Genomic DNA, 26,604 nt, shown 5'->3' with positions numbered 1-26,604 from the left:
TGCATAGACTAAAAAAAGTGAGGTAAATCCTACCTCACTTCTCTAAAATTGTAACTACAACTGTGGCTAGCTAGCACTTGTGCGACTCTAAAAAGCACCGAAACCACCGCCACCACCGCCACCAGAGAAGCCACCACCAGAACTACCGCTTGAAGACACTGTAAAATGACTAGCAGTTGTCGCGGTCGTTCCATAAGTAGATAAGAGATGGCTGGAATGGATCAGATTACTACGAAATGGAGTGTAGACATAGGCATCCATACTTGGGTTATCCAAGTGGATTTGACGAAGTTTCATCACTTTACTTACTTGATCTGCAAAACCAAATAGAGTGGCATAGACTAACAAGCGATTCCATAAAACCAGCGATTGAACTTCTGCTTCTTCCAAATGAGCGATATCCCGCAACATATTACGGAAGCTATCCCAGTAATAGCGCTGTTCTGCACCGAGATCCGTTGGGACTCCATCCCGTCGATAGAGTGTGAACTTCCCTTGGAAGGATGCCGGAAGAATCCACATTACCAACACATAGATCACACAAAAGATAGAGAACCAATTCAAGATGAAATAAGCAATTAGACCGGTTACCAAAGCAATGCTCCACGCAGCCCATCCAAAGAAGAGACACATACGGCCTGCACGTTCCTCCCCTACCTCTAAAGGACGGTAGTAAGGAGAAAGGGCAAAGGTTTGGATCCTTTGTTGAACTGCCTGAGCGACACGAGAAATCGCTACATCAATCCGATCTTGCGCTTGTTTTCCTCTCTTGCGAATGGCATCTTGCTCTTTCTCAGAGGCATATTTATAGAGAGAATCCGAAATTTCGTAATCTGAAAACAAGTCATCTGTTCTACAATATTTTTGAGAACCGAAAGCAAGTCTAAGAAACTCGCGCTCAAATTCATCCAATGTATCTTCATTTTGAATCGTTAAAACTGTATGAGTGTCGTATTGCTCACAGATGATATTTTTTCGATCAATCAAATCAAGTAAGGTTGCTTGCACCAACTGATCAAATTTAAAGGCGCCCCGAGCATGTTTTTTGGTTGGAGAAATCTCATCTAGCTCTGTAGAGTATACAATCGAGGCCATTAGTAGAGGCGCAACGTCATTTGGTATCTCATACAAGCGGCTATTTTTCGGGAAAACTCTGGTAGAAGTAACAGATTGCACGAATCGATAACGACAATAAATAGCGAGAAGAAGGAAGAACAGAATAAGGATTGGGAGTAGGACCTTCATAAATAGACGAATCCAGGTCCTTTTTTGAACAATTCCTGCTTCTGTCCGATGATAGTTGAACTCCTCCATTAAGCCTGTATCTCTATCTGATTCCCCAAAGGAAGCTATATCCGATTTCCGCCAGTAAGCATAAATCTCAACACCTTCTTTTCGTTTCAGATTCTCTAGAGTAGCCTTATAGTTTGCTTCTTCTTTCTGAACAGTTGCCTCAGCCCCCATATAAGCCGTATGGATATTCAGTTCCGATTTCGAGGCAGGCGTGGCAAATTTCGGGATAATCTGTAACTCTACTTTTTTGACCTCTTGATCCCCATCACTAATTGGTTTCCAGTTCAATAATAGGATATCTTGGTGAACATAGAGCAGGTTTTTTAAGCGCCAGGTAACCTTTATCTTGACAGTATCCCCTGCACTTCCGCCGTTATAAATCTTTACCTGATAACCATCGCCTAAATTATGAACTTCTGGTTCTTGCGACAAAGTTCTACCTTCCACTTCCACCAAAGGAGGAATTACTATTTCAAAACCTTGAGGCATTTTACCCGCACTTCCCAAGGTGACATATTGACCATTATAGGAAGTTGTAAAATGATAGACCAATTCTTCCTCATAGGTAGCATCATCCCAAGTTTCCAAGGTAAGAGTCCCCCGATAAGACTGAACCTCATAGGAAGGACCATCCGCCTTTACAAGACCTGTTACAAATAGACAGGCCATCACTGCCAATAGAACATACAGAATTTTTTTCATTTCCCCTATACTCCTTTGGTTTATTATAGCATTTTTTCATGAAAAGGCTATCAGGTTTGAAAAGTAGACCAATTTCCTGTACAATAAGATGATACTATTTATAAAGGAAGAGGAGACTACATGAAAAAAACAATTTATGCTCTCTTTACCGGACTACTTTTGTGTCTGGGAATGAGCCATATTGTCAAAGCAGATGAGTATCTCCGGATTGGAATGGAGGCTGCGTATGCTCCTTTCAACTGGACTCAAGAAGATGATTCAAATGGAGCCGTAAAGATTGATGGCACCAACCAATATGCTAATGGTTACGATGTTCAAATCGCCAAAAAGGTTGCTGAGGGACTAGGTAAAAAACCTCTGATCGTAAAAACATCTTGGAACGGACTAATTCCAGCTCTCACTTCTGGGAAAATCGATATGATTATCGCCGGTATGAGTCCTACTGCTGAGCGCAAAAAAGAGGTTGCTTTTTCTAATAGCTACTATACTAGTGAGCCAGTCATGCTGGTCCGCAAAGATGGAAACTATGCGAGTGCCACTAGTTTAGATGACTTTAAGGATGCAAAGGTCACCTCTCAACAAGGGGTCTACCTCTACTCTCTCATCTCCCAACTCAAGGGTGCAAAACAAGAAACTGCAATGGGAGACTTTGCTCAAATGCGCCAAGCTTTAGAATCTGGTGTTATCGATGCCTATGTTTCTGAGCGTCCAGAAGCCTTGACAGCTGAGTCCGCTAATTCAAAATTTAAGATGATCCAATTCAAAAAAGGATTTGAAGTTGGTGAAGAAGATGCGACCATCGCTATCGGGATGAAGAAGGGTGACGCTAGACTTGACCAAGTCAATGCAGCACTAGCTAATATTTCATCTGAAGACCAAGTCAAACTCATGGATGATATGATCAAGAAGCAACCAGCTTCCAGCGATGCTAGCGATGATGAGCAGACTTTCTTCAGCCAAATGATGAAGATTTTGAAAGATAATGGCCCACAATTCTTACGCGGAACTGGTATGACTCTCCTCATCTCCATGACGGGAACCATCGCTGGATTGATTATCGGTTTGTTAATCGGTGTCTTCCGGACTGCTCCTATGTCTAAGAACAAGGCCCTCGCCGCCTTGCAAACATTCTTTGGTTGGTTCCTCAATGTCTACATTGAAATCTTCCGCGGAACTCCGATGATTGTTCAATCCATGGTTATTTTCTACGGTTCAGCCCAAGCCTTCAACATTTCCTTGGATCGCACCTGGGCCGCTATCTTTATTGTTTCGATCAATACAGGGGCTTATATGAGTGAAATTGTTCGTGGAGGAATCTTAGCAGTGGATACTGGTCAGTTTGAAGCAGCGACCGCTCTAGGAATGACCCATGGACAAACCATGCGCAAGGTCGTCCTTCCTCAGGTCATTCGGAATATCTTGCCAGCGACAGGGAATGAATTTGTCATCAACATCAAGGACACATCTGTCTTGAATGTTATCTCTGTGGTCGAGCTTTACTTTACAGGAAATACGGTGGCAACTCAAAACTACCAATACTTCCCAACCTTCACTATTATTGCGATTATTTACTTTATCCTGACTTTCACTATCACCCGTATCCTTCGTTACATCGAACGTCGCTTAGATTCTGATACCTATACAACAGGTGCCAATCAAATGCAAGTCAAAGAGGTGAAATAATGGCAGAAAAAATACTTGAAATCAAACACTTAAAAAAATCCTACGGTCAAAACGAAGTTTTGAAGGACATCTCTCTTTCTGTTGAGAAGGGCGAAGTAATCTCTATCATTGGGAGCTCTGGTAGTGGGAAATCTACCTTCCTTCGCTCCATCAATCTCTTAGAAACACCGACTGATGGGGAAATCCTCTACCGAGGGCAAAACGTTCTTGATCCTGATTACGATCTCACCCACTATCGAGAAAAATTGGGCATGGTGTTCCAAAGCTTCAATCTCTTTGAAAACCTGAATGTCTTAGAGAACACCATTGTCGCTCAGACAACTGTCCTAAAACGGGACCGAGAAACAGCAGAGAAGATTGCTAAAGCGAATTTAGAGAAAGTTGGTATGGGAGAACCTTATTGGGCTGCTCGTCCAAAACAACTTTCAGGGGGGCAAAAACAACGGGTTGCTATCGCTCGTGCTCTCTCTATGGATCCTGATGCCATTTTGTTCGATGAGCCAACCTCTGCTCTGGACCCTGAAATGGTCGGAGAAGTTCTTAAAATTATGCAAGACTTAGCCAAAGAAGGCTTAACCATGATCGTGGTCACCCACGAAATGGAATTTGCACGAGACGTCTCAAGTCGTGTTATCTTTATGGACAAGGGGGTCATCGCTGAACAAGGTGATCCGAAAGAAATCTTTACCAATCCAAAAGAAGAACGGACCAAAGAATTCTTACAACGTTTCTTAAACTAAAACAAACTCCCTCACCGGAAATCCTTCCGATGAGGGAGTTTTTAAATACCATCAATTGAAAGCCCAATTCCACACATAAACTTGTTGAAATCCTTTAATAGATATGAAGAAAGCTAGTGATACTTTCCTACGATATCCTGATTTATACTATGTAAAAAGAAGGGAAGCTTTTTCCCTTCTTTTTTATATGTAAATTTAATTTTCGAATTTTTGATGATTCTTATCATAAAAATCGATCAAGCCAAGCGCAGTTTCAAACGAGATGTTCTTCACTTTTGCACGACCTTGCGCAAGTGCAATGATAGACATTTCACGGGCGTTCGTTTCTTTACTGATACGATAGCCAGTGATCTTTTTATCACGTACCCAACCAACAACTGATTCCACTTTTTCGAAGTTCGATTTAGCCATGATTCTTCTCCTATATTATTATTTCCAATACTAATATAAAATTTTTTGCATATTTTGTCAACCATAATAGCTGAAAATACGAACAATTTTAAAAAAGTCAGATATTTGTTATTTAGCTTTTAAAGCTGAGAGGATTTGGGTGCGAATATTCTCTACGCCATCCGGATTTGCTGGTAAGAAGAGGGTATTGGTACCTTGTTTTTCTGCAAAGTTATTCAAAGTATCCAAATATTGGTTGGTCAAAAGAATCGACATAATCTGTTCTTCTGTCAAATTCACATTGGTGTCTTTCAATTCCTTGATAGAATCTGCCAAACCATCTACAATAGCCTTCCGTTGCTCTGCAATTCCGACCCCGTGAAGGCGATCTTTTTCAGCTTCTGCTTCGGCTGCGGTAACAATCTTAATCTTGTCCGCTTCAGCCAATTCTTGGGCAGCCACACGTTTCCGTTGAGCAGCATTGATTTCATTCATTGACTGCTTCACTTCAGCATCTGGTTCAACCTTGGTAATCAAGGTTTTTACAATGATATACCCGTAGGTTGACATTTCTTCAGCTACTTGTTTTTGAACCTCAAGGGCGATTTCATCCTTTTTCTCAAACAATTCATCCAAGGTCAACTTTGGAACAGATGAGCGCAAAGCATCTTCGATGTAAGATTTGATCTGAGCTTCTGGACGCATCAATTTGTAGTAAGCATCCGTTACATTGTTTTCATTTACGCGGTATTGTGTCGCGACATTCATGGTAACGAATACGTTATCTTGTGTCTTAGTTTCGACCACAATCTCGCTTTGCAAGAGACGCAATTGCACACGCGCAGCAATTTTATCGATTCCAAATGGTGCACGGACATGAATCCCACTATTGCTGATTTTTTGGTAGCGTCCAAAACGCTCAATAATCGCAACAGATTGTTGTTTCACCACATAGAGTGAGCTAATGAATACAGTAGCTCCAACTACTAGAATAGCCAATAGAAAAATCCAAATCATTTCCTGATTCTCCTTTTTATTTTATTACATTTTTAAGTGACTCTTTATTAAAGAAACCATCATACCAACATGTTATAAAGGGTTTCATTTCCGTTTAAGTTAATGAAAGAAGGGTCAAATTGTTCAATCCGATTGATCAGACCTGCATAGTCATGCTTATCTGCCAAAGCAACCCCAATCAAGACTGGCCCAGTCCCCTTACTTGCCCGTTTGATGTACTCAAACCGCGTGATATCGTCATTTGGTCCTAAGATATCATTTACAAATTCTCGAAGAGCTCCTGGACGTTGCGGGAAGTTGACGATGAAGTAGTGTTTAATACCATCATAGATCAAAGCTCGCTCTTCCATCTCTGGCATCCGGTTAATATCATTGTTCCCACCAGAAATCACACAACAAATAGTCTTCCCTTTGATATACTCTCTTAACACTTCTAAGGCAGCAACACTGGCAGCTCCAGCTGGTTCTGCAACCAAGCCTTGCTTAGAATAAAGATCAATCAAGGTCTCAGAAATCAAGCCCTCGTTGACGCCAATCAAGGTCTCAACATTTTTTTTCGTTGCCTCATAAGTCAACTGACCTACCTTTTGAACAGCAATTCCATCCGCAAACTTATCAATCTGTTTGAGTTTTACTGGACCTCCGGCTTCAAAGGCTGCCTTCATCGACCGAGCACCATCTGCTTCGATCCCAATAACCTCGATCTCCGGTGCTTGTTCCTTGATATAGGTGGATACTCCGGCTATGAGACCACCTCCACCAACTGGTACTAACACCGCATCGAAGTCGATGGACTCTTTTTTAGCTTCCTCTAGAATTTCGTAGGCTACAGTTCCTTGACCCGCTTGGACATTGGCATCATCAAATGGATCAATGAAGGTACAGTTTTTAAGCTCGGTATATTCCTGCGCCGCCTTAGAAGAAGCATCAAAGGTATCTCCTACTAATTTAATGGTCACGTACTCTCCACCGAAGAAACGAACCTGGTTAATCTTTTGCTGAGGTGTCGTAATCGGCATAAAGATGGTCGCTGGGATTTTCATCTCCCGGCAGGTGTAGGCAACTCCTTGAGCGTGGTTGCCCGCCGAGGCACAGACTACTCCTCGCTCTCTCTCTTTCTCATTCAACTGAGAAATCGCGTAGTAGGCTCCACGAATCTTAAAGGAACGAACCCGCTGCGCATTTTCCTTCTTTAAGTAGATTTTCGCTCCATACTTTTCGGATAAATAATGATCATAATCTAAGGGAGTCTCAACAACCACACCCTTTAAGACCTTGTGGGCTTTTATGATATCTTTCGATGTTATCATAGTTTTCCTCTTCTTCTCCTTATTTCATCTAATTATATCAAAAGACTGCAAAAATTTCAGCGTATTTTCCAAATTTTCAGAAAAATCACCCAAAATGTTCGATATGACACGTCTCTTCATAGAGATTCTGCTAAATGGTTGAAAATGCCTTCCAATCCATCTCTGCTATTGATGAAAAAGAAGTTGGGATTTCTCCCAACTTCACCATCACCTCATTAGTTATAGATTTTAAAGGCGTCGTCGTCATTTTTTCCAACGAATGGCATTGCTTTACGCAATTCAGCACCAACTTTTTCGATTTCAAGGTTAGCCGCTTGTTCACGGTAAGCAGTCAATTTTGGACGACCAGCTTTGTAGTCGTTCACAAAGTCGTTGGCGAATTTCCCATTTTGGATATCTGCAAGAACGGCTTTCATGTTTTCTTTCACTTGTTCAGTGATCACACGTGGACCTGAAACGTAGTCACCGTATTCAGCAGTGTTAGAGATTGATTGACGCATTTTCTTGAATCCACCTTCGTAGATCAAGTCAACGATGAGTTTCATTTCGTGAAGTACTTCAAAGTAAGCCAATTCTGGAGCGTATCCAGCTTCCGTCAAGACTTCAAAACCTGCTTCGATAAGGGCAGTCAAACCACCACAGAGAACGGCTTGTTCACCAAACAAATCTTCTTCAGTTTCTTCTTTATAAGTTGTTTCCAAAAGACCAACGCGTGCTGAACCAACACCTTTACACCAGTCCATGGCGATATCTTTAGCATTTCCTGTAGCATCTTGGTAGACAGCGTAAAGTGCAGGAACACCAAATCCTTCTTCATACGTACGACGTACCAAGTGACCAGGTCCTTTAGGCGCACACATGAAGACATCTACATCTGCAGGAACTTTGATGAATTCGAAGTGGATGTTGAAACCATGCGCAAATCCAACTGCATTCCCAGCTTCCAAGTTTGGAGCAATTTCTGCTTCGTACAATTCTTGTTGGATTTCGTCTGGAGCCAAGATCATGACAACGTCAGCCAATTTAGTTGCTTCTGCCACTGTGTAAGTATCAAAACCATCTTCTTTTGCTTTGTCAAAAGATTTACCGGGACGTACACCGATGATCACATCATGACCTGAGTCACGCAAGTTTTGAGCGTGGGCATGACCTTGTGAGCCATAACCGATCACGGCGATTTTTTTACCGTCAAGTGCTGCTACTTTTACATCTTTTTCGTATTCCATTTGAACTGCCATAGTTTTTTCTCTCTTTTCTATTTTTATTGCCTCTTAGGCTGTTTTAACAAATTTAGGTTGGATTCTTTTACTCAATGAAAATCAAAGAGCAAACTAGGAAGCTAGTTGTAGGTTGCTCAAAGCACTGCTTTGAGGTTGTAAATAAGACTTACGGAGTCAGTAACATATACCTACAGCAAAGCGACGCTAACGTAGTTTGAAGAGATTTACGAAGAGTATTAATCGCGGGTAAAGCCAGTTGCACCAGTCCGTGCGACATTCTTAATCCCATAAGGACGAATAACACGCAAGAGAGCTTCGTTCTTCTCTGCATTTCCTGTCATCTGCACGGTGATGGAGCTTGGAGCCACGTCAACCACAGTCGCGCGGAAGGGCTGAATAATAGCCAGCAATTCTGCTCGTTTCTCTGCTGGCGCAGAGACCTTGATCAGAATCACTTCACGCTCTAGGTGAGGTTTATCTGTAATGTCTCGGACGCGAATCACATCGACCTGGCGATTGAGTTGCTTGATGATTTGTTCGACTTCATCATGAGATGCAACATCGATGATGATGGTAATTCGTGACACATTCGGATTTTCTGTCGCTCCCACTGAGATGCTCTCAATGTTGACTTGTCGTCTAGACAAGACACCGGTAAAACGGTTGAGAACCCCAGACCGGTTTTGAAGTTTGGCTGTTAACATTCTACGCATTAAACTTCACCCCCAACATCTCATGATTGCTCTTACCCGCTGGTACCATTGGTAAAACGTGTTCTTTCCGAGAAATGTCAATCTCGATGAACATTGGTACATCTTCGGTAATGACTTCCAAATCCTTCTCAAGCGTTTCGGGATTATCAAATTTGTAATTCTTAATCCCATAGGCTTGCGCCATCAATTGGAAGTCTGGCAAGGTTTCAAAGACGGACTCTGATGTTCGTCCATCATAGAAGGCTTCTTGCCACTGCCGAACCATCCCAAGTGAATGGTTGTTGAGCATGATAACCTTGATCGGAATCTTGTAAACATTCAAGATTGCCAATTCTTGGTTGGTCATCTGGAAGCCACCATCTCCGACAAAGAGCACGACTTCTTTGTCTGGATTGGCAATCTTAGCACCAATTGCAGCTGGTACACCGAATCCCATAGTCCCTAAACCACCAGAAGTCACTAATTGCCGTTCGTTTTGGTATGGGTAGTACTGAGCTGCCCACATTTGGTGTTGGCCAACGTCTGTCACGACGATGGCATCCCCCTTGGTCAACTCACCCACGCGTTCAATAACTGCTTGGGGTTGGACCACGCGTTCTTTCTTATCGTAAGAACGAACCCGGTTCTTATCTTTTGTGACCTTCTCGATCCATTTCTCCGTATTGTTGTGAACGACTGGCTCTGCCAACAACTGTTGTAGAGCTTTCTTCGCATCACCAACGACAGGAATATCGACTGCAATGATTTTACCAATCTCTGCTGGGTCAATATCAATATGAGCGACTTTGGCATTCTTCGCAAAGGTCTTTGGATTTCCTGTCAGACGATCATCGAAACGACAGCCAATACTGATCATGAAATCCGCTTCGGTCATGGCAATGTTGGCCGCAAATGAACCGTGCATCCCACCCATTCCAAGGAAGAGAGGATGGTTTGTCGCAATCGTTCCCTGACCTAAAAGACTAGTCACTACAGGGATCTGATAGCGTTCTGCTAAGGCTACCAATTCTTCTGCCGCTTCCGCATAGCTAACGCCACCCCCAGCCAAAAGGACTGGTTTTTTAGCCTTGCCCAATTGCTTCAAGATTTTCTTAATCTGCAATTCATTTGGCTCAATGGTAGGCTGGTAACTTGGAATGTTGATTGCTGGGTTGAATATATAATCTGTTTCTAAGGCAGAGACATCTTTTGGAAGGTCAATGACGACAGGGCCTGGACGACCAGTTGTCGCAATATGGACCGCTTCAGTAATAATCCGTGGAATATCTGCTGTCTCTCGCACTTGGTAATTGTACTTGGTGATTGGCATGGTAATCCCAACAATATCTGCCTCTTGGAAGGCATCCTTCCCGATACCGGAACGGTTGACCTGTCCAGTAAATACAAGAAGAGGGACACTATCACTCATGGCATCAGCAATACCTGTAATGGCATTGGTTGCCCCAGGTCCACTAGTGACGACTGCGACACCCAACTTTCCAGTTGATTTGGCGTAGCCTTCAGCTTCATGCAAGCACCCTTGTTCATGTCGACCAAGAATGTGTTTGATCCCTTTAAAACTATAAATAGCATCGTAAAGGGGTAAAACTGCTCCACCTGGGTACCCAAAAATGGTATCAATCCCAAGATCTCGAAGCGTTTCTAGCACAAGCTCTGAACCTGTCTTTGCAGTTTCTAAGGTAATTTTCTCCATGTCTCTCCTTTCTGTTTCTTTGATTATCAAATGAGCATGCTACTATCATATCATTTTTGGAAAATATTTCAAGTAAAAATCACAAATTTTCTGAATTTTCTATCCAAATCCGAATAATGAGATATTTCCTGAAAAAAGAACAATCCAATCAAAAAAAGTCTCTAGGAATCCTAGAAACTTTGCTTGCTTATAGCCAGCCCCTTTCTTGGGCAATCTTTGCTGCCTCGGTCCGGTTCTCTGCATCCAATTTGGTCAGAATCGCTGACATATAATTGCGGATGGTCCCGTTAGAGAGAAATAAACGATCAGCAATTTCTTGATTAGAAGCTCCTTTGGCGACTTCTTTTAGGACTGCTTGCTCCTGAGAACTTAGAGGATTGGGATGGGTCAAGATTCCCTCCATTAATTCAGGAGAATATTCTTTTTGACCTGCCAAAACGGTATGCAGGGTGCCCATCAAGTCCGTGATCCGGCGTTCTTTTAGAACATAGGCATCGACTCCTGCCTTCAGGGCCCGCTCAAAGTAACCTGGCCGCTTAAAGGTGGTAACGATGACAACCTTGAGCTGGGGTTGTTGACTTTTGGCCCATTCCAACACTTCTAGCCCTGTTTTGATGGGCATCTCAATATCTAGGATAGCAATATCAACTGGATGGGTTTCGAGTAAGCGAATAGCTTCTTGCCCGTCTCCGGCCTGCAAGACTTCTTCTACATCCTCTTGCAAAAGCAAGAGCTGGCAGAGGGCATCGCGTAGCATACTTTGGTCTTCTGCAACTAATAAGCGCATCTTATTTCCTTTCTTGATAGGGGATCCGTATTTCTATGCGGGTCGGCTTGTATTGATGACTGATCTCCAGCTCTCCTCCCAACAAGGCAATCCGTTCGCGAATCGAGTGCAGGTCCTTGTCGGAGACTTTTTCAAAACCGATCCCATCGTCTTCTGCAATCATTTCTACACCTGTTTCAGTGGAGCGATAAGAGAGAAGGGCTTGCGTTGCTTTGGCATGTTTGATCATATTAGTGGCTAGTTCCAGAGACACCATGGCCAGAGCAGACTCTAGGACCGGCGAGATACTGGCTGTATCGAGATTGTTTTGGATTTTCACTTTTACTTGCGCCACTTCTAGCATTTGCTTGACGGTTTCTAGCTCTCTTGCCAGGGTTCGCTGCTTCAAGTTCTCCACAATCTCTCGGACTTGGTGCATGGACTCCTGACTGATGGTTTGAATCTCTTGCACCTGCTCCTGCGCCTTCTCAACTTGACCCAATGCTAAGAATTGATCAGCCAGGTCTGCCTTGACACTGAGCATGGCAAAGGTGTGGCCTAGACTATCATGCAGATCGCGACCAATCCGATGGCGCTCGTTTTCTGCCAGCAAAAGATTGATCTGGGCATTTTGCTTGGCATGGTCAGCTTTCAACTCTTCCATCATCCGAATCCGGATCATTCCGTAGGTCATGGCATGGGTAAAAAAGAAAATGATGATTAAAAATACCCATTCATACTCCATCGCACTCTGTTTGAAAAAGATGGCCCCAAAAAACAGGAATTGCGATAGAAAAACTGTCCAAAGATAGGGAGAGCGAAAATTGCGAATCTCAAAGTGATAGACCAATAGGTTGCTGATGAAGAAATAAAACCAAAAATAGTTGGCGTTAATAAAAAGAGTATTCCCTACTACATAGGCTAGGAGGTACAGCCAACAAATCCAGGTCAGCTTTTTGTTTTCAGTAATCAAGATTCCTAGATAGGAAGCAATAAACAAGAGGGCTAAAAAGAAGTGCCAGTAGGGGACCTCCCCTAATAAAATAGAGATAAAGGGAAAGCCCATAAAGACTAGGCTAGCGTAAAACATATAATGGATACGCTTGAGTTTTTCAATCATGAACGAACCTCAGAATGACGACGATAAACAATGACAAGGGTAAACAAGACCAGGGTAAACAAGGTTAAATAGACACTAGCGAGAACATTGATCTCCCCCTTGTTTAAAAAGGTCTTGATCAGCTCCATCAATTGATAGGTTGGTAGGCATTTGCCGATGGCTTGCATCCATTCTGGAAAGAGACTAATCGGCATCCAAAGGCCACCCATGACAGCCAACCCCATGTAAAGGAGATTGCCCACAACAGACATCAATTGACTAGAAGGAAGCAAGGTCAAAACCAGGCCGAGAGCCACAAACGCTAGGCTTCCTAGGATGAGAATAAAGGCCGACAAAATCCAATCTTGTAGGGACATATTCACATGGCGCACCACATGGCCCACGGTAAAGACAACTCCAATCGATAGGAGAAAATCGACAAAGAGACCCACAACCTTTATTAGATAATATTCTACCATAGATACCGGGGTATGGCGCAAGACTTTTTGCCAATTGTTGAGTCGATCGGTTTCAAGAACTGTTGGAAAAGAAAAGATAGCCGTAGACATCATAGAAAATGCCGTCATAGAAAGGAGATAATCCCTCATAAAGTGAGCAGGTGCTCCTGGTGTTTCCTGGTACATCCCTGAAAAGAAGAGATAAAAGGCCGTTGGCATCCCAATTGATAACAAGTAATAAATGGCTTGGCGTCTAGTCAAATGCCACTCAACCACGCCGAGAGCTTTCATGCGTTTCATCTTCTCTACCTACTTCCTTTGTATTTTCAAAAATAGAATCCAATAAGCTTCTATTGGTCACCTCGATCTCTTGGATCGAACATCCTTCTTCCTGCAATCGCCTCCACAAACGATTGGCATCACCTGTCACAACCTGAAGGGCATCGGGTTTGACCGTCACTTGACCAACGCCTTCCATCTCGGCCACTAGAGCTTTGTAACGCAAAGGCAGGGTGAAATGTTTTTCTACCTCTTCGCTTCTCATTGCGAGAGGTGTCGTATCCCGAAGCAAATGGCCCTGGTGCAAGACCAAAATCCGATCAGCTGTGTGCTCTACTTCCTCGATGTAATGGGAAGAATAGACTATAGTCACACCTTGGTCCTTTAAATGCCCTACGATCTCCCAAAAGCGTTGGCGAGTGGACGTATCCATGGCTGCAGTTGGCTCATCCAGAAACAGAAGACTGGGACGACCAATCAAGGTCAACACAAAGGATAGGAGACGCTTTTGCCCACCAGACAGCTTACTGGCTAATTGCTTCTTTTGTTCTGGAGTAAAACGCAATAAATCATCGATGGCATTGACCGTTAAAGGGTTGGGATAAATGGAGCGAAAGAAACTGATCAGTTCCTGCACGGTTAGCTTTTGCACGATGGCATTCTCTTGAGGGAGATAAGAGACACTATCCTTTAACTGAGGATGACCAGAAGCCTTACCCTCTATTTCAATGATCCCAGAAGTCGCCTTCCTATCTCCTAGGAGGCAATCCATCAAGGTTGTCTTCCCTGCCCCGTTTGGCCCAATCAAGGCCAGACAGTCTCCCCGTTCAACCCTGAAAGAAAGATTTTCTAGAATCATTTTTCCTCTGATACTTTTGTTCAAGTTCTCTACTCTAATGACACTCATGAGACTCTCCTTTCAACCAGATTTGGCCAGCTGGAATGATGACATAGACGACCAAGGTCACTCCCCAAACCGTTTGGAAAAACCAGCTAGGAAAATGGGCAGAAAACCAGCCCGTCATTATCTCAGTTGCCCAAAGGAGCAAACACAAAACAGCTACCAATCCAATTTCAAACTTCTTTTTCATTGCTCCATCTCCTTTTTAACAGCCTTGATCATTTTTAGACCTTCTTGGACCGCCCAGCTCATGATTCCAATCCCAGCAAACAATTCCCAAGGGAAATGGTAATAGAGGCTATCATCCTTTGAAAAGATCAAATAGACGACCATCCCAACAACTGTTAACGTAAACACTTTATAGAACCATTGTTTCATTTTTCCTTACCTCTTACTTTCTGACTATATTATAGCGAAAGGAATAACAGGCCACTAGATGATTTTGTCACTGGCTCACATGACAAATGTCATGGAAAATAAAAAAAAGGCCGGATAAGAGTCCGAACCTATGGAGCTGGGGTTTCTTCTTTGAAACCGTGGAGTTTTAATCCTGTGAAAACAGTAGATGCCTTGATGTCTTTTAGGTCACCGATACCAAGGTCTTTAAAGTAAGATAGATCTTTAACCTTGTCCCAATCAATGGTTTCCATATCAACAGAGACTGTTGAGGCTAATTTTTTCTCTGGAGTGACCTTATATTCGATACTGAAGCCAGCTGTGTCTTTCAGAGCCTTGTATTCTGAATCTGACTGCAAACCTTCATTGATAATTTTTGTCATCTCTTCAGGACTTAGATTAGCTGAGTTAGTGGCAATTTTTTCTGGTAGGGCCGATAAAACATCTAACTTTAATTTCTGAACCTTATCACCTTTTGTCGTGATGGTGTAGCGATGTTGATTGCCATTGATTTCTGCAGTGAGAACCTTGGTTTCTTCTTTTGCCTCACTGGTAACAGTTTCACTTTTTTCTATCGAAGTAGTGGTTGAGCTTTTTGATGTTTCTGTGGACTGGGACTTAGTAGCACAACCTGTCATCACAAAAAGCAAAGCTCCTAAAAAGCAGATTACCTTTTTCATGTGCTTTTTCTCCTATTTCTATTTTTCTAAAGTATAACATATCAAATAAAAATTGTCTAAAAACACCTATTTAATCGCTTTCATAAAGCTTTTTTTATCAAAAAAAGGGCCAAAAAATCATTTTTTGGCTCTTTTTCCTACTATTTTTGAAATTTTTTGATTATTCAACGCTAAACAAATATGGGTAAACTGGTTGATTTCCTTGATGAATTTCGACTTCGACATCCTCATATTTAGCCATCAAGTTTTGAGCCAAGTCATTGGCTAGATCTTCTTTACCATCTTCACCGATATAAATAGTGACAATTTCACTATCTTCGTCCAACATCTTGTCAAAGGTAGCTGTCAAGGTTTCCATCATATCTGGATTGGAAGCGACGATCTTACCATCGACCATTCCAAGATTGTCGTTTTCATGGATTTCAAGACCATCAATAGTGGTATCACGAACAGCTGTCGTCACACTACCTGAAACAACATCTTCCAATGAAGCGCTCATGCGTTCGTAGTTTTCTTCGATCGACTTGCTCTCATCAAAAGCAAGAAGACTGGTCAATCCTTGAGGGATGGTCTTCGTCTCTACGACTGCTGCTGGTTGTTCAATGACTTCTGCTGCAGATTGAGCCGCCATCAAGATGTTTTTGTTGTTTGGCAAGATGATGATGTTGCTCGCATTCAACTCTTCAACAGCTTTGACAAAGTCTTCTGTTGAAGGGTTCATGGTTTGACCACCAGAGATGATGTAATCCACTCCTTGCGCTTTGAAGATATCCGCTAATCCGTCACCCGCAACGACTGCAATGATCGCATATTCTTTTGCTTCAGCTGGTTTCGCTTGGCGCTCTTCTTTTTCAACTTGTGCTTCGTGCTGGTTGCGCATGTTGTCAACTTTTACCTTGACCAAGCTACCATATTTCAATCCTTCTTGCATAACAAGACCTGGATCTTCAGTATGGACGTGGACTTTGACGATTTCATCATCGTTGACGACTAATAGAGAATCCCCAAGATTGTTCAAATAGTTACGGAATTCGTCGTAGTCAAAGTCTTTGACATAGGTTGGACCTTGTTTCAAAGCGACCATGATCTCTGTACAGTAACCAAAGGTGATATCTTCGGTTGCCACATGGCCCGCTACGGACTTGTGGTGCTCTGCGTTGATCATTTCTGACATGGTTGCTGGAGTCGCCACAAATTCTTCAGAAGCGATGAATTCTCCTGTCAAAGCTGATAGGAATCCTTCATAGATGAAGACCAAACCTTGACCACCAGAGTCCACCACACCGACTTCCTTCAATACAGGAAGCATATCTGGTGTTTTGGCAAGGGCTGTTTTAGCTCCTTCAAGGGCTGCACGCATGACTTCTACTGCATCATTGGTTAATTCTGCTTTTTTCTTGGCACCGATGGCAGCACCGCGAGAAACCGTTAAGATAGTTCCTTCTACAGGTTTCATAACCGCTTTATAGGCTACTTCAACCCCTGCTTGGAAGGCTGCCGCAAGAGCTGCCCCATCCAATTCATCCTTGTCTTTGACACTTTGAGAAAATCCGCGGAACAACTGAGAAGTAATCACTCCTGAGTTTCCCCGCGCTCCCATCAAAAGCCCCTTCGCAAAGATATTTGCTGCTTCACCAACAGTTGAAGCAGAGCGATCGGCTACTTCTTTTGCACCATTTTCAATGGTCATCCCCATGTTGGTTCCAGTATCACCATCAGGTACAGGAAAAACGTTCAATGAATTGACATACTCGGCTTGTTTATTTAAGCGAGTAGCCCCTGCTTGGACCATTTCTTGAAATAAACTAGTTGTAATTTTAGACACGATTATTCTCCCACAATTTTAATGTTTTGGATATAGACGTTGACTGTATCCGTTGTGATTCCAAGTTGATTTTCTAAACTGAATTTGACACGCTCTTGAATATTTTTTGAGACTTCGCTAATCTTTGTACCATAGCTCAAAACAGTGTAAACATCAACCACAATACTTCCTGCTTCCGCTGTTTTCACAACGACACCCTTAGAGTAGTTTTCCTTACCTAAGAGAGCTTGGAAATTATCTTTAATCGCGTTTTTGCTGGCCATTCCAACCACTCCAAAAATTTCAGTAGCTGCACCGCCTACAACAGTTGCGATGACATCATCAGTCAATTCAATTTGACCATCTTTCGTATTGATTTTTACTGTCATAATTTCTACCTCAAAAGTATTTTATATTCTATTTTACCATAAAAGAGGGCGCGTGTAAAAGGGATACACCTTTCTCCTATCGGTTGATACAAATGTCCAAAAAGAGAAAAAATGAAGAAAAAAGAAAAGGACCTCCAAGAGATCCTACTTTCTGATTAAACGCGTTCTACTTTACCAGATTTCAATGCACGAGCTGAAGCCCAAACTTTTTTAGGTTTACCATCGATAAGGACAGTTACTTTTTGAAGGTTTGGTTTTACGGCACGTTTGGTTTGGTTCATCGCGTGTGAACGGTTGTTTCCTGATACAGTCTTACGACCAGTAAAATAACATACTTTAGCCATTCTGTTTTGCCTCCTATTAGATCTAATATTACGGATGTGCTAGCACCACATACCGTACTATATTACCAAAAAAACTTTCTCTTGGCAAGACCTTTGAATAAGTTTTTCTTAGATCGGCTTATGAAAAGTTATTCTCACCTACATAGATGATTTCCAGATTCCCCAGTGAGACCTCTCCGACGATGTAAAAGTCCTTGCTGGTTACATTGCTAGGATTTTCTTGGTGTTGGATAGCTGACAGAGAACTTTCTACATTGACATGAACCCGCCAGTCGCTCGGGACATAGAGACTCAAACTTCCAAGGGAGACATCCACCGTAAACTGGGCAGACGGTCCTTCGATCCGGCAATTGTCAAAATAGATAGAAGCTTCTCCTAAGCTCACATCCGCACTTCCGCCCGTAAAATTCTGATCATTCAAATACTTGGTCACTGTAGAGAAGGAGACGTCGATGTCATTGCCAGCAGTTTGGGAAGATGATCCTGCTGAGTAAGAATTCCAAGTCGCTTTTGCTTTTTTGGAAGGCTTGAAGAGAATATTGAGACCGATTACCGCTAAGATAGAAGAAAAGATGACCACCGAATTGGATACTGGAAGAAAATGGTATTGGCCGTTAAGGGAGAAGAGGGCCAAAATCCCATATAGAAATCCCCAACCAAAGTGGCGCTTCAAGAAACTAGAGAGGGAAAGGACTGCGAGCAAGACAACCCAAGCCAGCGTCCAGATACTGATCTCCCATTTTACAAAATAGCCTTGTAAGAGCACCAAGGCTGCTAGGAGGATTAAGAAAATCCCAATTAATTTATTTTTCATTTTGTTACCTCATTTCCTTTAACCGTTCTTTTAAGAGTTGATAATAGTGTCGGGACACGTGTACCTGCTTATGGGTTTGATAAAAGTTTACTGTACTGGTTCCCGAAAAAGATTTTTCGATGGAATAAATCTGCTTGGTATTGACGATGGTCGACTTGGAGATGCGACAGAAAGCAATCGGCAAGATCTCTTCCAACTCGTAGAGTTTTTGACGGACCTCGTATGCCTCTTCTCTGGTATGCCCATAGATCTTTTCACCATCTGTCTCAAAGAAGAGAATTTCTGACACATCTACAAAGTACTCGCTTCGATCCTTGTAAAAGGTCAAGGGCGTCATTTTTTGCTCCAAGATCAACTGTTGCAAGCGGGCGACATCCTCCGTCAATCGAGGAGCCCGAATGATCATTTCCGGCTCATCCATCTGCGGATCTAATTCGATACGAACTTTCATAGGACTCCTTTCTTAACCTTTGTTAGTAACATTATAACAGGTGTTCAAAATCTTACAAGACCTTTTCGGTAAGTGGTTCTTTTCAGCCCCTAAGTGGTTCTTTCAGACAGCTAAAAAGGACTTGGTCTGAAGAAATCTCTTCATACCAAGCCCCTGAAGCGAATAAAATTGGAAGCATTATTTTTCTTTTGGTGCGTCTGGAAAGAGAAAACCGAGACCAAGACAAGCCAAGACACCCGCAGTAATCACGATCCCATTTGAAATCGGAAGGAGGTCATAGATGGCATTGGCAATGATAAAACCAATGATGGCACAAATCAAGCTGGACTTGTAGTCTTTCTTGAGTGCATTTTCAAGCGTAAAGAAAGCAAACAAGACAACTGGAACCAAGGGCCAAAGATTGGCATCTATTTTCGGATAACCAATGATACTAAAAGTGATAACGGCGAGAGCTGCAAGGATAAATCCAAACCCAATTAATTTTTTCATGATACTACCTCTTTTTGTATTTATATCAGAAGACTAGCTTCTTTTGATAATCCTACTATAACAAACAGAAGCAAGGGTGACAAGGAAATTTGGATAAGCGGTCAAATTATCGGACTATCTGGTTGAACTTCTTTCAACCCTATCAATTCTAAGATCTGCTATTCTCCTACTTTCTTCCTATATAAACTAAAAAGAAAAATCTCTGAAAGTTAGTGGATCATCCACTAACCTGCAGAGATTTAAAGAGGTTTCGTCTTTTAGCAAATCGCTCTAGCTACAAGCGATTCAACTCTTCCTTCAGATACTTGGCAAGATGTTGATGTGCAAATACTCCTGCTTTTTCTTCCGCCGTCGGATTGTAATTGGTGTTGGTATTGACATCATAAACATAAATCTGACCAGTTTCAGATTCCACCCACTCAATGGCTGCCACATCTATTCCTGCTGCAGTTAAAAAGTCTTCATAAGCTTGTTGGCGATCAAGTGGGAGGGGTTCCGTAATTTGAAATTTATCTGAAGTTTCTAGCTGAGCTGGTCCATGTCCGATTTGGCACCCATCTGCTGGACACAGTTGGAAGCCGTCTGATGAATCAATCGATACGGTATAAAGAAACTGGCGGTTAATAAATTCCGAACGGCGAATACGACCATCTGCTGGTTTGATATAAGCTTGTAGCAAGGTAATCCCATCAACAGAAGGCTCAAAAGCTGGACTGTTCACATATACTTCCAATTCCTCTTCCGAATGAAACAACTGAACTCCCAGTCCTTTTCCAGCACGATTATGCTTGGTAATCAAGGGATAAATATTTAATTTTCTAGCAGCTTCAATAATATTTTCTTTTCCTAAGACAGCTACTGTTTCTGGCGAAGCGATTCCTGATTCCCCTAGTTTTAGATATTGTTTAATTTTACTAATTTCAAGATTAATGGCACCTGTCCCATTCACCACTTTACGACCATGCGCTTCTAACCAAGTCAGGACTTGCTCCGTAAATTCAGGAGCATAGCGATGACCTCTTGTATGGGAAGAAGCAGACATGCGATTATAAAAGACTCCTAGCGGAGGCGGACTCTGGAGATCTAATATCCCACTTGATAAATCCCACAATTCATAAGGGACTTCTTCCTTTTTCAACCATTTCACTAGATGTTCTGTCCACTCAAGATTTTCATGAATAACATACACTTTTGCTTGACTCATTTTTTCTCCTTTACGAATAGTGAACAGCTAATTCACCAGCTTGGTTCACCTCTAAAACATGACCCTCTGTCTTTTCAATGACGCTAACAGCTAAGACTTGCCCCAATACATTGAGCATGGTCCGCCCTGCATTCACAAAGAAATCAACTGCAAAAATCAGGGCAACACCTTCTACTGGCAAGCCTAACTGAGGTGCTGCTGCTAATAATACAACTATTGCCCCTGAAGGGACTGTAGCTGCCGTCTTTCCAATCAAGGTTAATAGTAAAACAGTGAAGATAAGACCAGAGAGAGAAAAGGTAATCCCATAAGCATGGGCAATAAAGACAGTTGCTACAGAAAAGTAAACTGCCGCTCCTTCAAGATTGAAAGTATAGCCTAAAGGAACAACCAAATCGATGACATGCTCATCATGACCTTGTTTCTTCAAATCTTTCAATAGTGGTGGTAAGACAACACTAGAACTACCTGACACGAATGCTAGAGTTAAGAGACTCCAAATCTGGCGAAAGGCAATCAAATAAGGTACACTAAATGCAAAAGCAATCAAAGGAAAGATGACTAGAGCCAACACAGCGTATGCTAGATAAGTCCCTGCCACAAATTGACCCAATCCGACCAATTTATTCAGCCCTGTAGTGGCAACATCCTTAGCAATAAAACCAAAAATACCGATTGGTGACAATTTAACAATAACACCAACAATTTTATAAATTGCATCAATCCAAATCTGGAAGAATTCAATTACTTTTTGTGTTTTTTCATCTTTTAGACTACCGACACCGTACCCCAAGAAAATAGCAAATACGATAATTGGAAGCAAAGCTCCTTCTGACAAAGACTTCACAATATTTGATGGAATAAAGCCAAGAAGAAACTCATCCAGATGGATGCTTTTAGCAATCCCTTCAATATTTTCTCCAGATTGCCCAATGTTGACTCCTTGACCAAAGCCAAGGAAGTAACTCGCAAACACAAAAATAAAAGTGATGGCCGTCGTTACGACAAAGAAATAAAGGAGCGTCTTAGTTAAGAGTTTTCCAAAGGATTTTTTACCAATTACTCCTGCAACTGCTACAACAACAGTCGGAAAGACAAGGGGAATAATCACCATGTTGATCAAACTAATAAAGGCTTGCCCTAAAAATTGATAGAAGCTGGCAAATTGTGGCCAAACAAGGGCAACCAGCACCCCTAAAACTAAGGCAATCAAGAGTTGGATTCCTAAAGAAATCTTAGACCATAATGTACGTAATTTCATTCGCATCTCCTTTGTTCTATTTTGATAGTTATTCTACTACGATTCCTCCACTCTGACTAATATATATTAACTATGAAAGGTATAAAAAAGATTTATGGCTAGTCCTACAAAAGCTGATCTACAAAGGGAAATTTGACCGTCCAGAACCAAAAACCGACTCGCCAATTTTATAGATTTTTGCATGTATTCAGAGCTTTCTTTCATCCAGACGGAAAGCTATATCTACTAACAACCATTCTGTCTAAACTAGCAAAAAAAGCCCATCACAAGGGACTTTGTCTTGTATCATTTGATGCCGAATGCAGGGCTCGAACCTGTGACCTACGCGTTACGAGTGCGTTGCTCTACCAACTGAGCTAAATCGGCGATTACCCTTTTAGTATAGCACTCTGAGAATAGATGTCAAGAAATTTTTATCTCCATTAGAAAAAGCCTGTCCTGAGACAAGGCTTTGAGTTTCTTCCTTTTACGAACCTGCACTTTCGTAGGCATCTAATCCCCTATCCCAGAGTTTCAGAGAGATGCAAAAGAAGATAATAGAAATCAGAAGCAAACCACCAATATTAAAGAGCCCATTCTTGTCCTCTAAGAAATAGCTGGCAGGATAGTAGGCCGTAAAGGCGAAAGGTACAATAAAGCTAATTAACCAACGAAGGAGCGAATTGTAAATGGAAATCGGGTACTTGGCAAAATCATTAAACATATAGAAAATGTAAATCATAGCACCTGACTGCTTGGTCCAAAAAGCGATGCTGGCTGTCGCAATTTTCAAGGAAGTATAAATCAAGGTCGCAAAAGGAATACAAACTAGGAAAATCAGGAATTTTGGAAGAGTCCAAGCAATGCTAGTCGCCGTTGTCGCTAGTAAAATTCCACCGACCAAAAGTTCACCCAAGGCATCAATCTGAAAGGTCTCAACCAGAATATGAAATAGGGGATTGATAGGACGAGTTAGATACTTGTCAAATTCTCCTTTTCGGACTAGTCGTTGACCTAAAGCCCAGAGATTGTCAAAAAAGAGATGGTCCAAACCCTTAGGAATCAAGGAGAAGCCATAGATAAATGCTATCTCTTGAAAGGTCCAACCTTCTAGGGATGGAATGTGTTGAAAGAGTACATTAAGAAACAAGAGGTTCAGGCCTTGAGTCAGAAAGACTCCCAACACACCAACCACAAAATCGACCTTGTATTCCATGATTTGCTTGATGTACTGTCTGATAAAAATCAGATGCATGCGTTGATATTTTTTCATACTAACCTCCCTGAATGGTGATAAATGACTGGACTCGTTTCCAAATCAACTGAGACAAGCCCACCATCACTATAAGCCAGAAAAGCTGAAGCAAAAGTGCTTGAAGAATCTGACTAGCATCGTATTTCCCAACAATAATCATGACCGGAGTGTAAATTAAGGATGAGAAAGGTAAGAAGGACAGAATATCTGAAATGACCTTTGGAAAGAAAGCCAAGGGAATCAAACTCCCAGACATAAAGGCCACTATGGAAGTCTTAAGTAGGTTGGAACCCCAAAGATTTTTAAATACAAAGGCTGAAAATCCAAAGCAGATATTAAAGAAAAAGTTAATCAGATAGGCCAGCGTTAAGCTAAAAAGATAAAGGGTAGTTAGTCCCAGCACTTCTACAATCCCTTGCCCAGATAAGATTTGCATCAAGACAATGACACTTAAAAATGGCAGTCCAACAGAGATAAAAATCAACCACTTGGAACCAAGCTCCGTAAAGAGGTAAGAAGCCGCAAAATGCACTGGTCGCAACAAGCGCATGATAATGGAACCATCCTTGACCTCATCACCAATCATAAAGGAAGAATCCGACCTAGTCAGAAGATTAGTCACAAAACTCATGATGATGTAGAGGGTGATATCCGCCATACTGAAGCCCTGAATCAAAGGCTCCTGGGAGGAATCAAAGACAGCCTTCCATAGATAAAAAGCCACAAAAGCCCCCATGACATCGCCAATCCGATAAAGAATAAAGTTGACTCGATAGCTAATCAACTCCTGAATCCCTGCATTGATAAAGGGTTTATAACGTCTCCACAATTTGACCATCTTAGAGCTCCTTTCGATAGAAGCGACGGATAATATCTTCAATATCCGTATCTACCATCTTCAAATCACGGACTTCAAAATCAGACAGGGTTTGCTTGATAATATCAGCTGATTGGTAGCGGGAACTATCGAATTCAATATTGAGAGTATTTCCTTGTCTATCAATGGACATATCAGGCAAGCCCTCATAATAAGAGACTAGATGATTTTGACCTGGCGTCAGGTCAAAGGAGAGAGTCTTCATCTTGCCAAAGGTCTCCTTGAGCTGGCTCACCGTCCCATCAAAAATCTCCTGCCCCTTGTCAATCATAAAAATCCGATCACAGAGTTGCTCAATATCGCTCAAGTCGTGAGTGGTCAAGAGAATAGTTGTCTCTTCCTCCTGATTAATCTGGGTGATAGCACGTCGAATGTTATCCTTGACCGACACGTCCAACCCAATGGTCGGCTCATCTAAAAAGAGAACCTTGGGATTGTGAAGCAAGGAAGCCGCAATATCCGCCCGCATCCGTTGACCCAATGAAAGAGTCCGCACAGGATCCTTGATAAATTCCTTCAAATCCAAAACTTCATTCAAAAAGTCCATGCGCTTATGGAAAAGCGAGTCTGGCACATCGTAAATCTCCTTCAAGACCGTGTAGGTCTCTTGCAGTGCCAAATCCCACCATAGCTGGGTACGTTGTCCGAAAACGACTCCAATATCCTTGACATAATCTTGGCGATTATCCTGGGGAATCTTGCCGTTAATCCGACAAAAACCAGATGTCGGTTTCAAAATCCCTGTTAGCATTTTGATGGTTGTCGACTTCCCAGCACCATTAGCTCCGATAAAGCCTAGAATCTGCCCCTTGGGTACTTCAAAAGTCAAATCCTTGACCGCTTCAAAGGTCTGCTTTTCAGGATGAATAAAGGAGCGCAAAGCTCCCTTTAACCCCGGCTCCTTAACTGTCTTCACAAAATTTTTCTGAAGATGTTCCACTTCTATCATTGCCATATCTATCTCCCTATCGTAAGAAACAACATTGTATTTTTGACTACAAATATTCTAAATCCTTACTTTCTACACCTTCTCAATATTATTACAGAAGGATTTATACCAACCTATTATAATCTAATAAAAAAAGGAATGCAAGCGTTTGCTTATTGATTATGAAATTAGAGATTTCTCTCTTAAAATGAAACTTTTAATCAAAAATTCTGTTAAATAGTTTCCTTAAGACACCAAAAAAACCACCCTCACGAGAAGGTTTATTGTTAAGAAAAAGAATTTTTTTAATCGAGAAAATTAACGATTCTACTGTTAATCCTCCAGCATTTAATTATTATCATCAGTCTCAATGGATTTTTAAGCCCTTAATTATTCTCCAAAAATTCTTTAATGTGAGAAACAATAGCATCGCTTTGATAATGATAGAGGTCGTGAGGCGCATCCATATAGACGACTTGAACATTAGACTGATCGCTTGCAAATCTCTCTGCATAACGTTGCCACTCTGATTGGCTAAAGGTCGTGCCTTCACCGTTAGAAACCAGGAGTAAGGCTGGAATTTTCGGATTAATGCTAGATGGAACTTTCTTGGCATTTTCCTTTGCCAAACGGGATTCATGAAGCATGGCTTGTGACATCAACTGCTTATATGCTAGTAATTTATATTGTTGTCGTTCAGTTTCAGTCAGAGTTGGATTTTTTATATAAAAGGACTCAGGGAAATAGCGTAATAAACCAATCTTACTGCTCCAATAAGCCACAGTAAGCAAGGCCTGATTATCCTTTAAATCCTCATAACTTGCTGGTAATGCCCAATCCAGACCAACCAAGGCTTTCACTTCATTAGGATATTTCTCTTGCCAAGCAAGGCTCTCAAGGCTAGCCATTGAATGAGAAACAATCACATAAGGCCCCGAAACTTCGGCTTGAGACAAAGCTTGACGGGTCTCAGAAAGAACCGTCATCACATCTCTTGATTGATCACTATCTTCACTAAAACCATAACCCGCTCGCTCTACGACGACTACTTTGTATTTTTTAGATAGAAGATCTGATAGATTCTTAAAGTCTAGGATAGGGGAAGCGATGCCAGCACCTGAAAGTAACACGATTGTTTCAGGCCCTTCTCCAGTAATCGAGACATTCATTTGATGGCCATTGACCATAACCTGCTTACCTATGGGTGTGAGTAGCTTCCTTTCTTGTCGCAAACTAACTTGGTGATACATAAATGTAGCACCTAAAAAGAGGATAAGAAAGCCACAAAGGATCCAACTCCACTGTTTAAATTTTTTCATAGCGTTATTGTACAAGTTTTAGAGTGTTTTATCAATATGACTTAGATATTTTTGTTGCAATAATAAAAGAGATAAATAATCACCTCCAACACCAACAAAAAAGGCTTATCCTTACGGATAAACCTCTGATTAATAACGTTTCAAGCAAGA

28 protein-coding genes and 1 tRNA gene are annotated in these 26,604 nt (G+C 41.8%); 2 read left to right on the top strand and 27 right to left on the bottom strand.

All coding sequences use genetic code 11. The features are described from left to right. Positions 1–87: 87 nt before the first annotated feature. Positions 88–1,995, bottom strand: coding sequence for a DUF2207 domain-containing protein (locus QZ158_RS02105; protein WP_293874061.1), 1,908 nt, complete (start codon positions 1,993–1,995; stop codon positions 88–90). A gap of 120 nt (positions 1,996–2,115) precedes the next feature. Here QZ158_RS02105 and QZ158_RS02100 point away from each other — a divergent pair, with 120 nt between their 5' ends. Both QZ158_RS02100 and QZ158_RS02095 read left to right on the top strand, forming a co-directional pair. Beyond that, positions 2,116–3,678: an ABC transporter substrate-binding protein/permease gene (locus QZ158_RS02100; protein ID WP_293874058.1), complete on the top strand. Its 1,563-nt coding sequence runs from the start codon at positions 2,116–2,118 to the stop codon at positions 3,676–3,678. Beyond that, positions 3,678–4,418 (top strand): amino acid ABC transporter ATP-binding protein, encoded by a 741-nt coding sequence (locus tag QZ158_RS02095; protein ID WP_009732258.1) that lies wholly within the window; start codon positions 3,678–3,680, stop codon positions 4,416–4,418. The genes QZ158_RS02100 and QZ158_RS02095 overlap by 1 nt, the downstream gene beginning before the upstream one ends. Positions 4,419–4,613: 195 nt before the next feature. On the opposite strand, the gene QZ158_RS02090 is transcribed toward QZ158_RS02095, so the two are convergent. The 26 genes from QZ158_RS02090 to QZ158_RS01965 form a co-directional block, all read right to left on the bottom strand. Beyond that, positions 4,614–4,829 carry a hypothetical protein gene (locus QZ158_RS02090; protein WP_006594972.1) on the bottom strand — a complete coding sequence of 72 codons (216 nt, stop codon included), beginning with the start codon at positions 4,827–4,829 and terminating at the stop codon, positions 4,614–4,616. Positions 4,830–4,937: 108 nt separating this feature from the next. Next, positions 4,938–5,825 carry an SPFH domain-containing protein gene (locus QZ158_RS02085; protein ID WP_023022202.1) on the bottom strand — a complete coding sequence of 296 codons (888 nt, stop codon included), beginning with the start codon at positions 5,823–5,825 and terminating at the stop codon, positions 4,938–4,940. Between the two features lie 59 nt (positions 5,826–5,884). Then, positions 5,885–7,135, bottom strand: coding sequence for a threonine ammonia-lyase IlvA (ilvA, locus tag QZ158_RS02080; RefSeq protein ID WP_293874037.1), 1,251 nt, complete (start codon positions 7,133–7,135; stop codon positions 5,885–5,887). Positions 7,136–7,350: 215 nt separating this feature from the next. Then, the gene (gene ilvC / locus QZ158_RS02075; RefSeq protein WP_293874035.1) at positions 7,351–8,373 is read right to left on the bottom strand and encodes a ketol-acid reductoisomerase; all 1,023 of its coding nucleotides are present in this window, start codon (positions 8,371–8,373) and stop codon (positions 7,351–7,353) included. A gap of 218 nt (positions 8,374–8,591) precedes the next feature. Continuing rightward, entirely contained in the window at positions 8,592–9,068 is a 477-nt protein-coding gene (gene ilvN / locus QZ158_RS02070) for an acetolactate synthase small subunit (RefSeq protein WP_006594976.1), read from the bottom strand. Then, the gene (locus QZ158_RS02065) at positions 9,061–10,761 is read right to left on the bottom strand and encodes an acetolactate synthase large subunit (RefSeq protein WP_272080697.1); all 1,701 of its coding nucleotides are present in this window, start codon (positions 10,759–10,761) and stop codon (positions 9,061–9,063) included. Before QZ158_RS02065 ends, ilvN begins: the two co-directional genes overlap by 8 nt. A 187-nt stretch (positions 10,762–10,948) precedes the next feature. Then, entirely contained in the window at positions 10,949–11,548 is a 600-nt protein-coding gene (locus QZ158_RS02060) for a response regulator transcription factor (protein ID WP_126403787.1), read from the bottom strand. Between the two features lies 1 nt (position 11,549). Beyond that, positions 11,550–12,647, bottom strand: a complete 1,098-nt coding sequence (locus QZ158_RS02055; protein ID WP_293874015.1) for a sensor histidine kinase — start codon at positions 12,645–12,647, stop codon at positions 11,550–11,552. Beyond that, positions 12,644–13,384 carry an ABC transporter permease gene (locus QZ158_RS02050; protein ID WP_293874012.1) on the bottom strand — a complete coding sequence of 247 codons (741 nt, stop codon included), beginning with the start codon at positions 13,382–13,384 and terminating at the stop codon, positions 12,644–12,646. Before QZ158_RS02050 ends, QZ158_RS02055 begins: the two co-directional genes overlap by 4 nt. Further along, entirely contained in the window at positions 13,353–14,270 is a 918-nt protein-coding gene (locus tag QZ158_RS02045; RefSeq protein WP_293874009.1) for an ABC transporter ATP-binding protein, read from the bottom strand. The genes QZ158_RS02050 and QZ158_RS02045 overlap by 32 nt, the downstream gene beginning before the upstream one ends. Beyond that, positions 14,257–14,454 (bottom strand): hypothetical protein, encoded by a 198-nt coding sequence (locus tag QZ158_RS02040; RefSeq protein ID WP_123159968.1) that lies wholly within the window; start codon positions 14,452–14,454, stop codon positions 14,257–14,259. The genes QZ158_RS02045 and QZ158_RS02040 overlap by 14 nt, the downstream gene beginning before the upstream one ends. After that, positions 14,451–14,642 carry a hypothetical protein gene (locus tag QZ158_RS02035; RefSeq protein WP_014712940.1) on the bottom strand — a complete coding sequence of 64 codons (192 nt, stop codon included), beginning with the start codon at positions 14,640–14,642 and terminating at the stop codon, positions 14,451–14,453. Before QZ158_RS02035 ends, QZ158_RS02040 begins: the two co-directional genes overlap by 4 nt. A gap of 128 nt (positions 14,643–14,770) precedes the next feature. Next, a complete protein-coding gene (locus tag QZ158_RS02030) occupies positions 14,771–15,340 on the bottom strand; it encodes an SP0191 family lipoprotein (protein WP_154854537.1) in 570 nt (189 codons plus the stop codon). Between the two features lie 160 nt (positions 15,341–15,500). Next, positions 15,501–17,165 (bottom strand): DAK2 domain-containing protein, encoded by a 1,665-nt coding sequence (locus QZ158_RS02025; RefSeq protein ID WP_293873991.1) that lies wholly within the window; start codon positions 17,163–17,165, stop codon positions 15,501–15,503. A 2-nt stretch (positions 17,166–17,167) separates the two neighbouring features. After that, a complete protein-coding gene (locus QZ158_RS02020) occupies positions 17,168–17,533 on the bottom strand; it encodes an Asp23/Gls24 family envelope stress response protein (RefSeq protein WP_293873988.1) in 366 nt (121 codons plus the stop codon). A gap of 155 nt (positions 17,534–17,688) precedes the next feature. Then, positions 17,689–17,877 carry a 50S ribosomal protein L28 gene (gene rpmB, locus QZ158_RS02015; protein ID WP_001140948.1) on the bottom strand — a complete coding sequence of 63 codons (189 nt, stop codon included), beginning with the start codon at positions 17,875–17,877 and terminating at the stop codon, positions 17,689–17,691. A 118-nt stretch (positions 17,878–17,995) separates the two neighbouring features. Next, positions 17,996–18,691, bottom strand: a complete 696-nt coding sequence (locus QZ158_RS02010) for a hypothetical protein (protein WP_293873985.1) — start codon at positions 18,689–18,691, stop codon at positions 17,996–17,998. Between the two features lie 4 nt (positions 18,692–18,695). Further along, complete coding sequence (locus QZ158_RS02005; protein ID WP_048788766.1) at positions 18,696–19,142, bottom strand: LytTR family DNA-binding domain-containing protein; 447 nt, start codon at positions 19,140–19,142, stop codon at positions 18,696–18,698. Positions 19,143–19,319: 177 nt separating this feature from the next. Next, on the bottom strand, positions 19,320–19,631 hold the full coding sequence (locus QZ158_RS02000; RefSeq protein WP_293873980.1) for a hypothetical protein: 312 nt from the start codon (positions 19,629–19,631) through the stop codon (positions 19,320–19,322). A gap of 274 nt (positions 19,632–19,905) precedes the next feature. Beyond that, the gene (locus QZ158_RS01995) at positions 19,906–20,835 is read right to left on the bottom strand and encodes an alpha-L-glutamate ligase (protein ID WP_293873979.1); all 930 of its coding nucleotides are present in this window, start codon (positions 20,833–20,835) and stop codon (positions 19,906–19,908) included. Positions 20,836–20,845: 10 nt separating this feature from the next. After that, positions 20,846–22,096: a dicarboxylate/amino acid:cation symporter gene (locus QZ158_RS01990; RefSeq protein WP_293873977.1), complete on the bottom strand. Its 1,251-nt coding sequence runs from the start codon at positions 22,094–22,096 to the stop codon at positions 20,846–20,848. Positions 22,097–22,389: 293 nt separating this feature from the next. Next, positions 22,390–22,462: transfer RNA gene (locus tag QZ158_RS01985), tRNA-Thr, on the bottom strand. 100 nt (positions 22,463–22,562) lie between these two features. Beyond that, on the bottom strand, positions 22,563–23,348 hold the full coding sequence (locus tag QZ158_RS01980; protein WP_293873975.1) for an ABC transporter permease: 786 nt from the start codon (positions 23,346–23,348) through the stop codon (positions 22,563–22,565). 1 nt (position 23,349) lies between these two features. Continuing rightward, positions 23,350–24,168, bottom strand: a complete 819-nt coding sequence (locus QZ158_RS01975; protein WP_293873973.1) for an ABC-2 family transporter protein — start codon at positions 24,166–24,168, stop codon at positions 23,350–23,352. 1 nt (position 24,169) lies between these two features. After that, entirely contained in the window at positions 24,170–25,162 is a 993-nt protein-coding gene (locus QZ158_RS01970; protein ID WP_293873971.1) for an ATP-binding cassette domain-containing protein, read from the bottom strand. Between the two features lie 359 nt (positions 25,163–25,521). Beyond that, the gene (locus QZ158_RS01965; protein ID WP_293873969.1) at positions 25,522–26,454 is read right to left on the bottom strand and encodes an alpha/beta hydrolase; all 933 of its coding nucleotides are present in this window, start codon (positions 26,452–26,454) and stop codon (positions 25,522–25,524) included. Positions 26,455–26,604 lie beyond the last annotated feature (150 nt).

The sequence above is a fragment of the Streptococcus sp. A12 genome, assembly GCF_905372335.1.
In the GTDB taxonomy this organism is placed as follows: domain Bacteria; phylum Bacillota; class Bacilli; order Lactobacillales; family Streptococcaceae; genus Streptococcus.
Note: the sequence above shows the minus strand (reverse complement) of the source record. Positions and strands in the feature narration are given on the sequence as shown.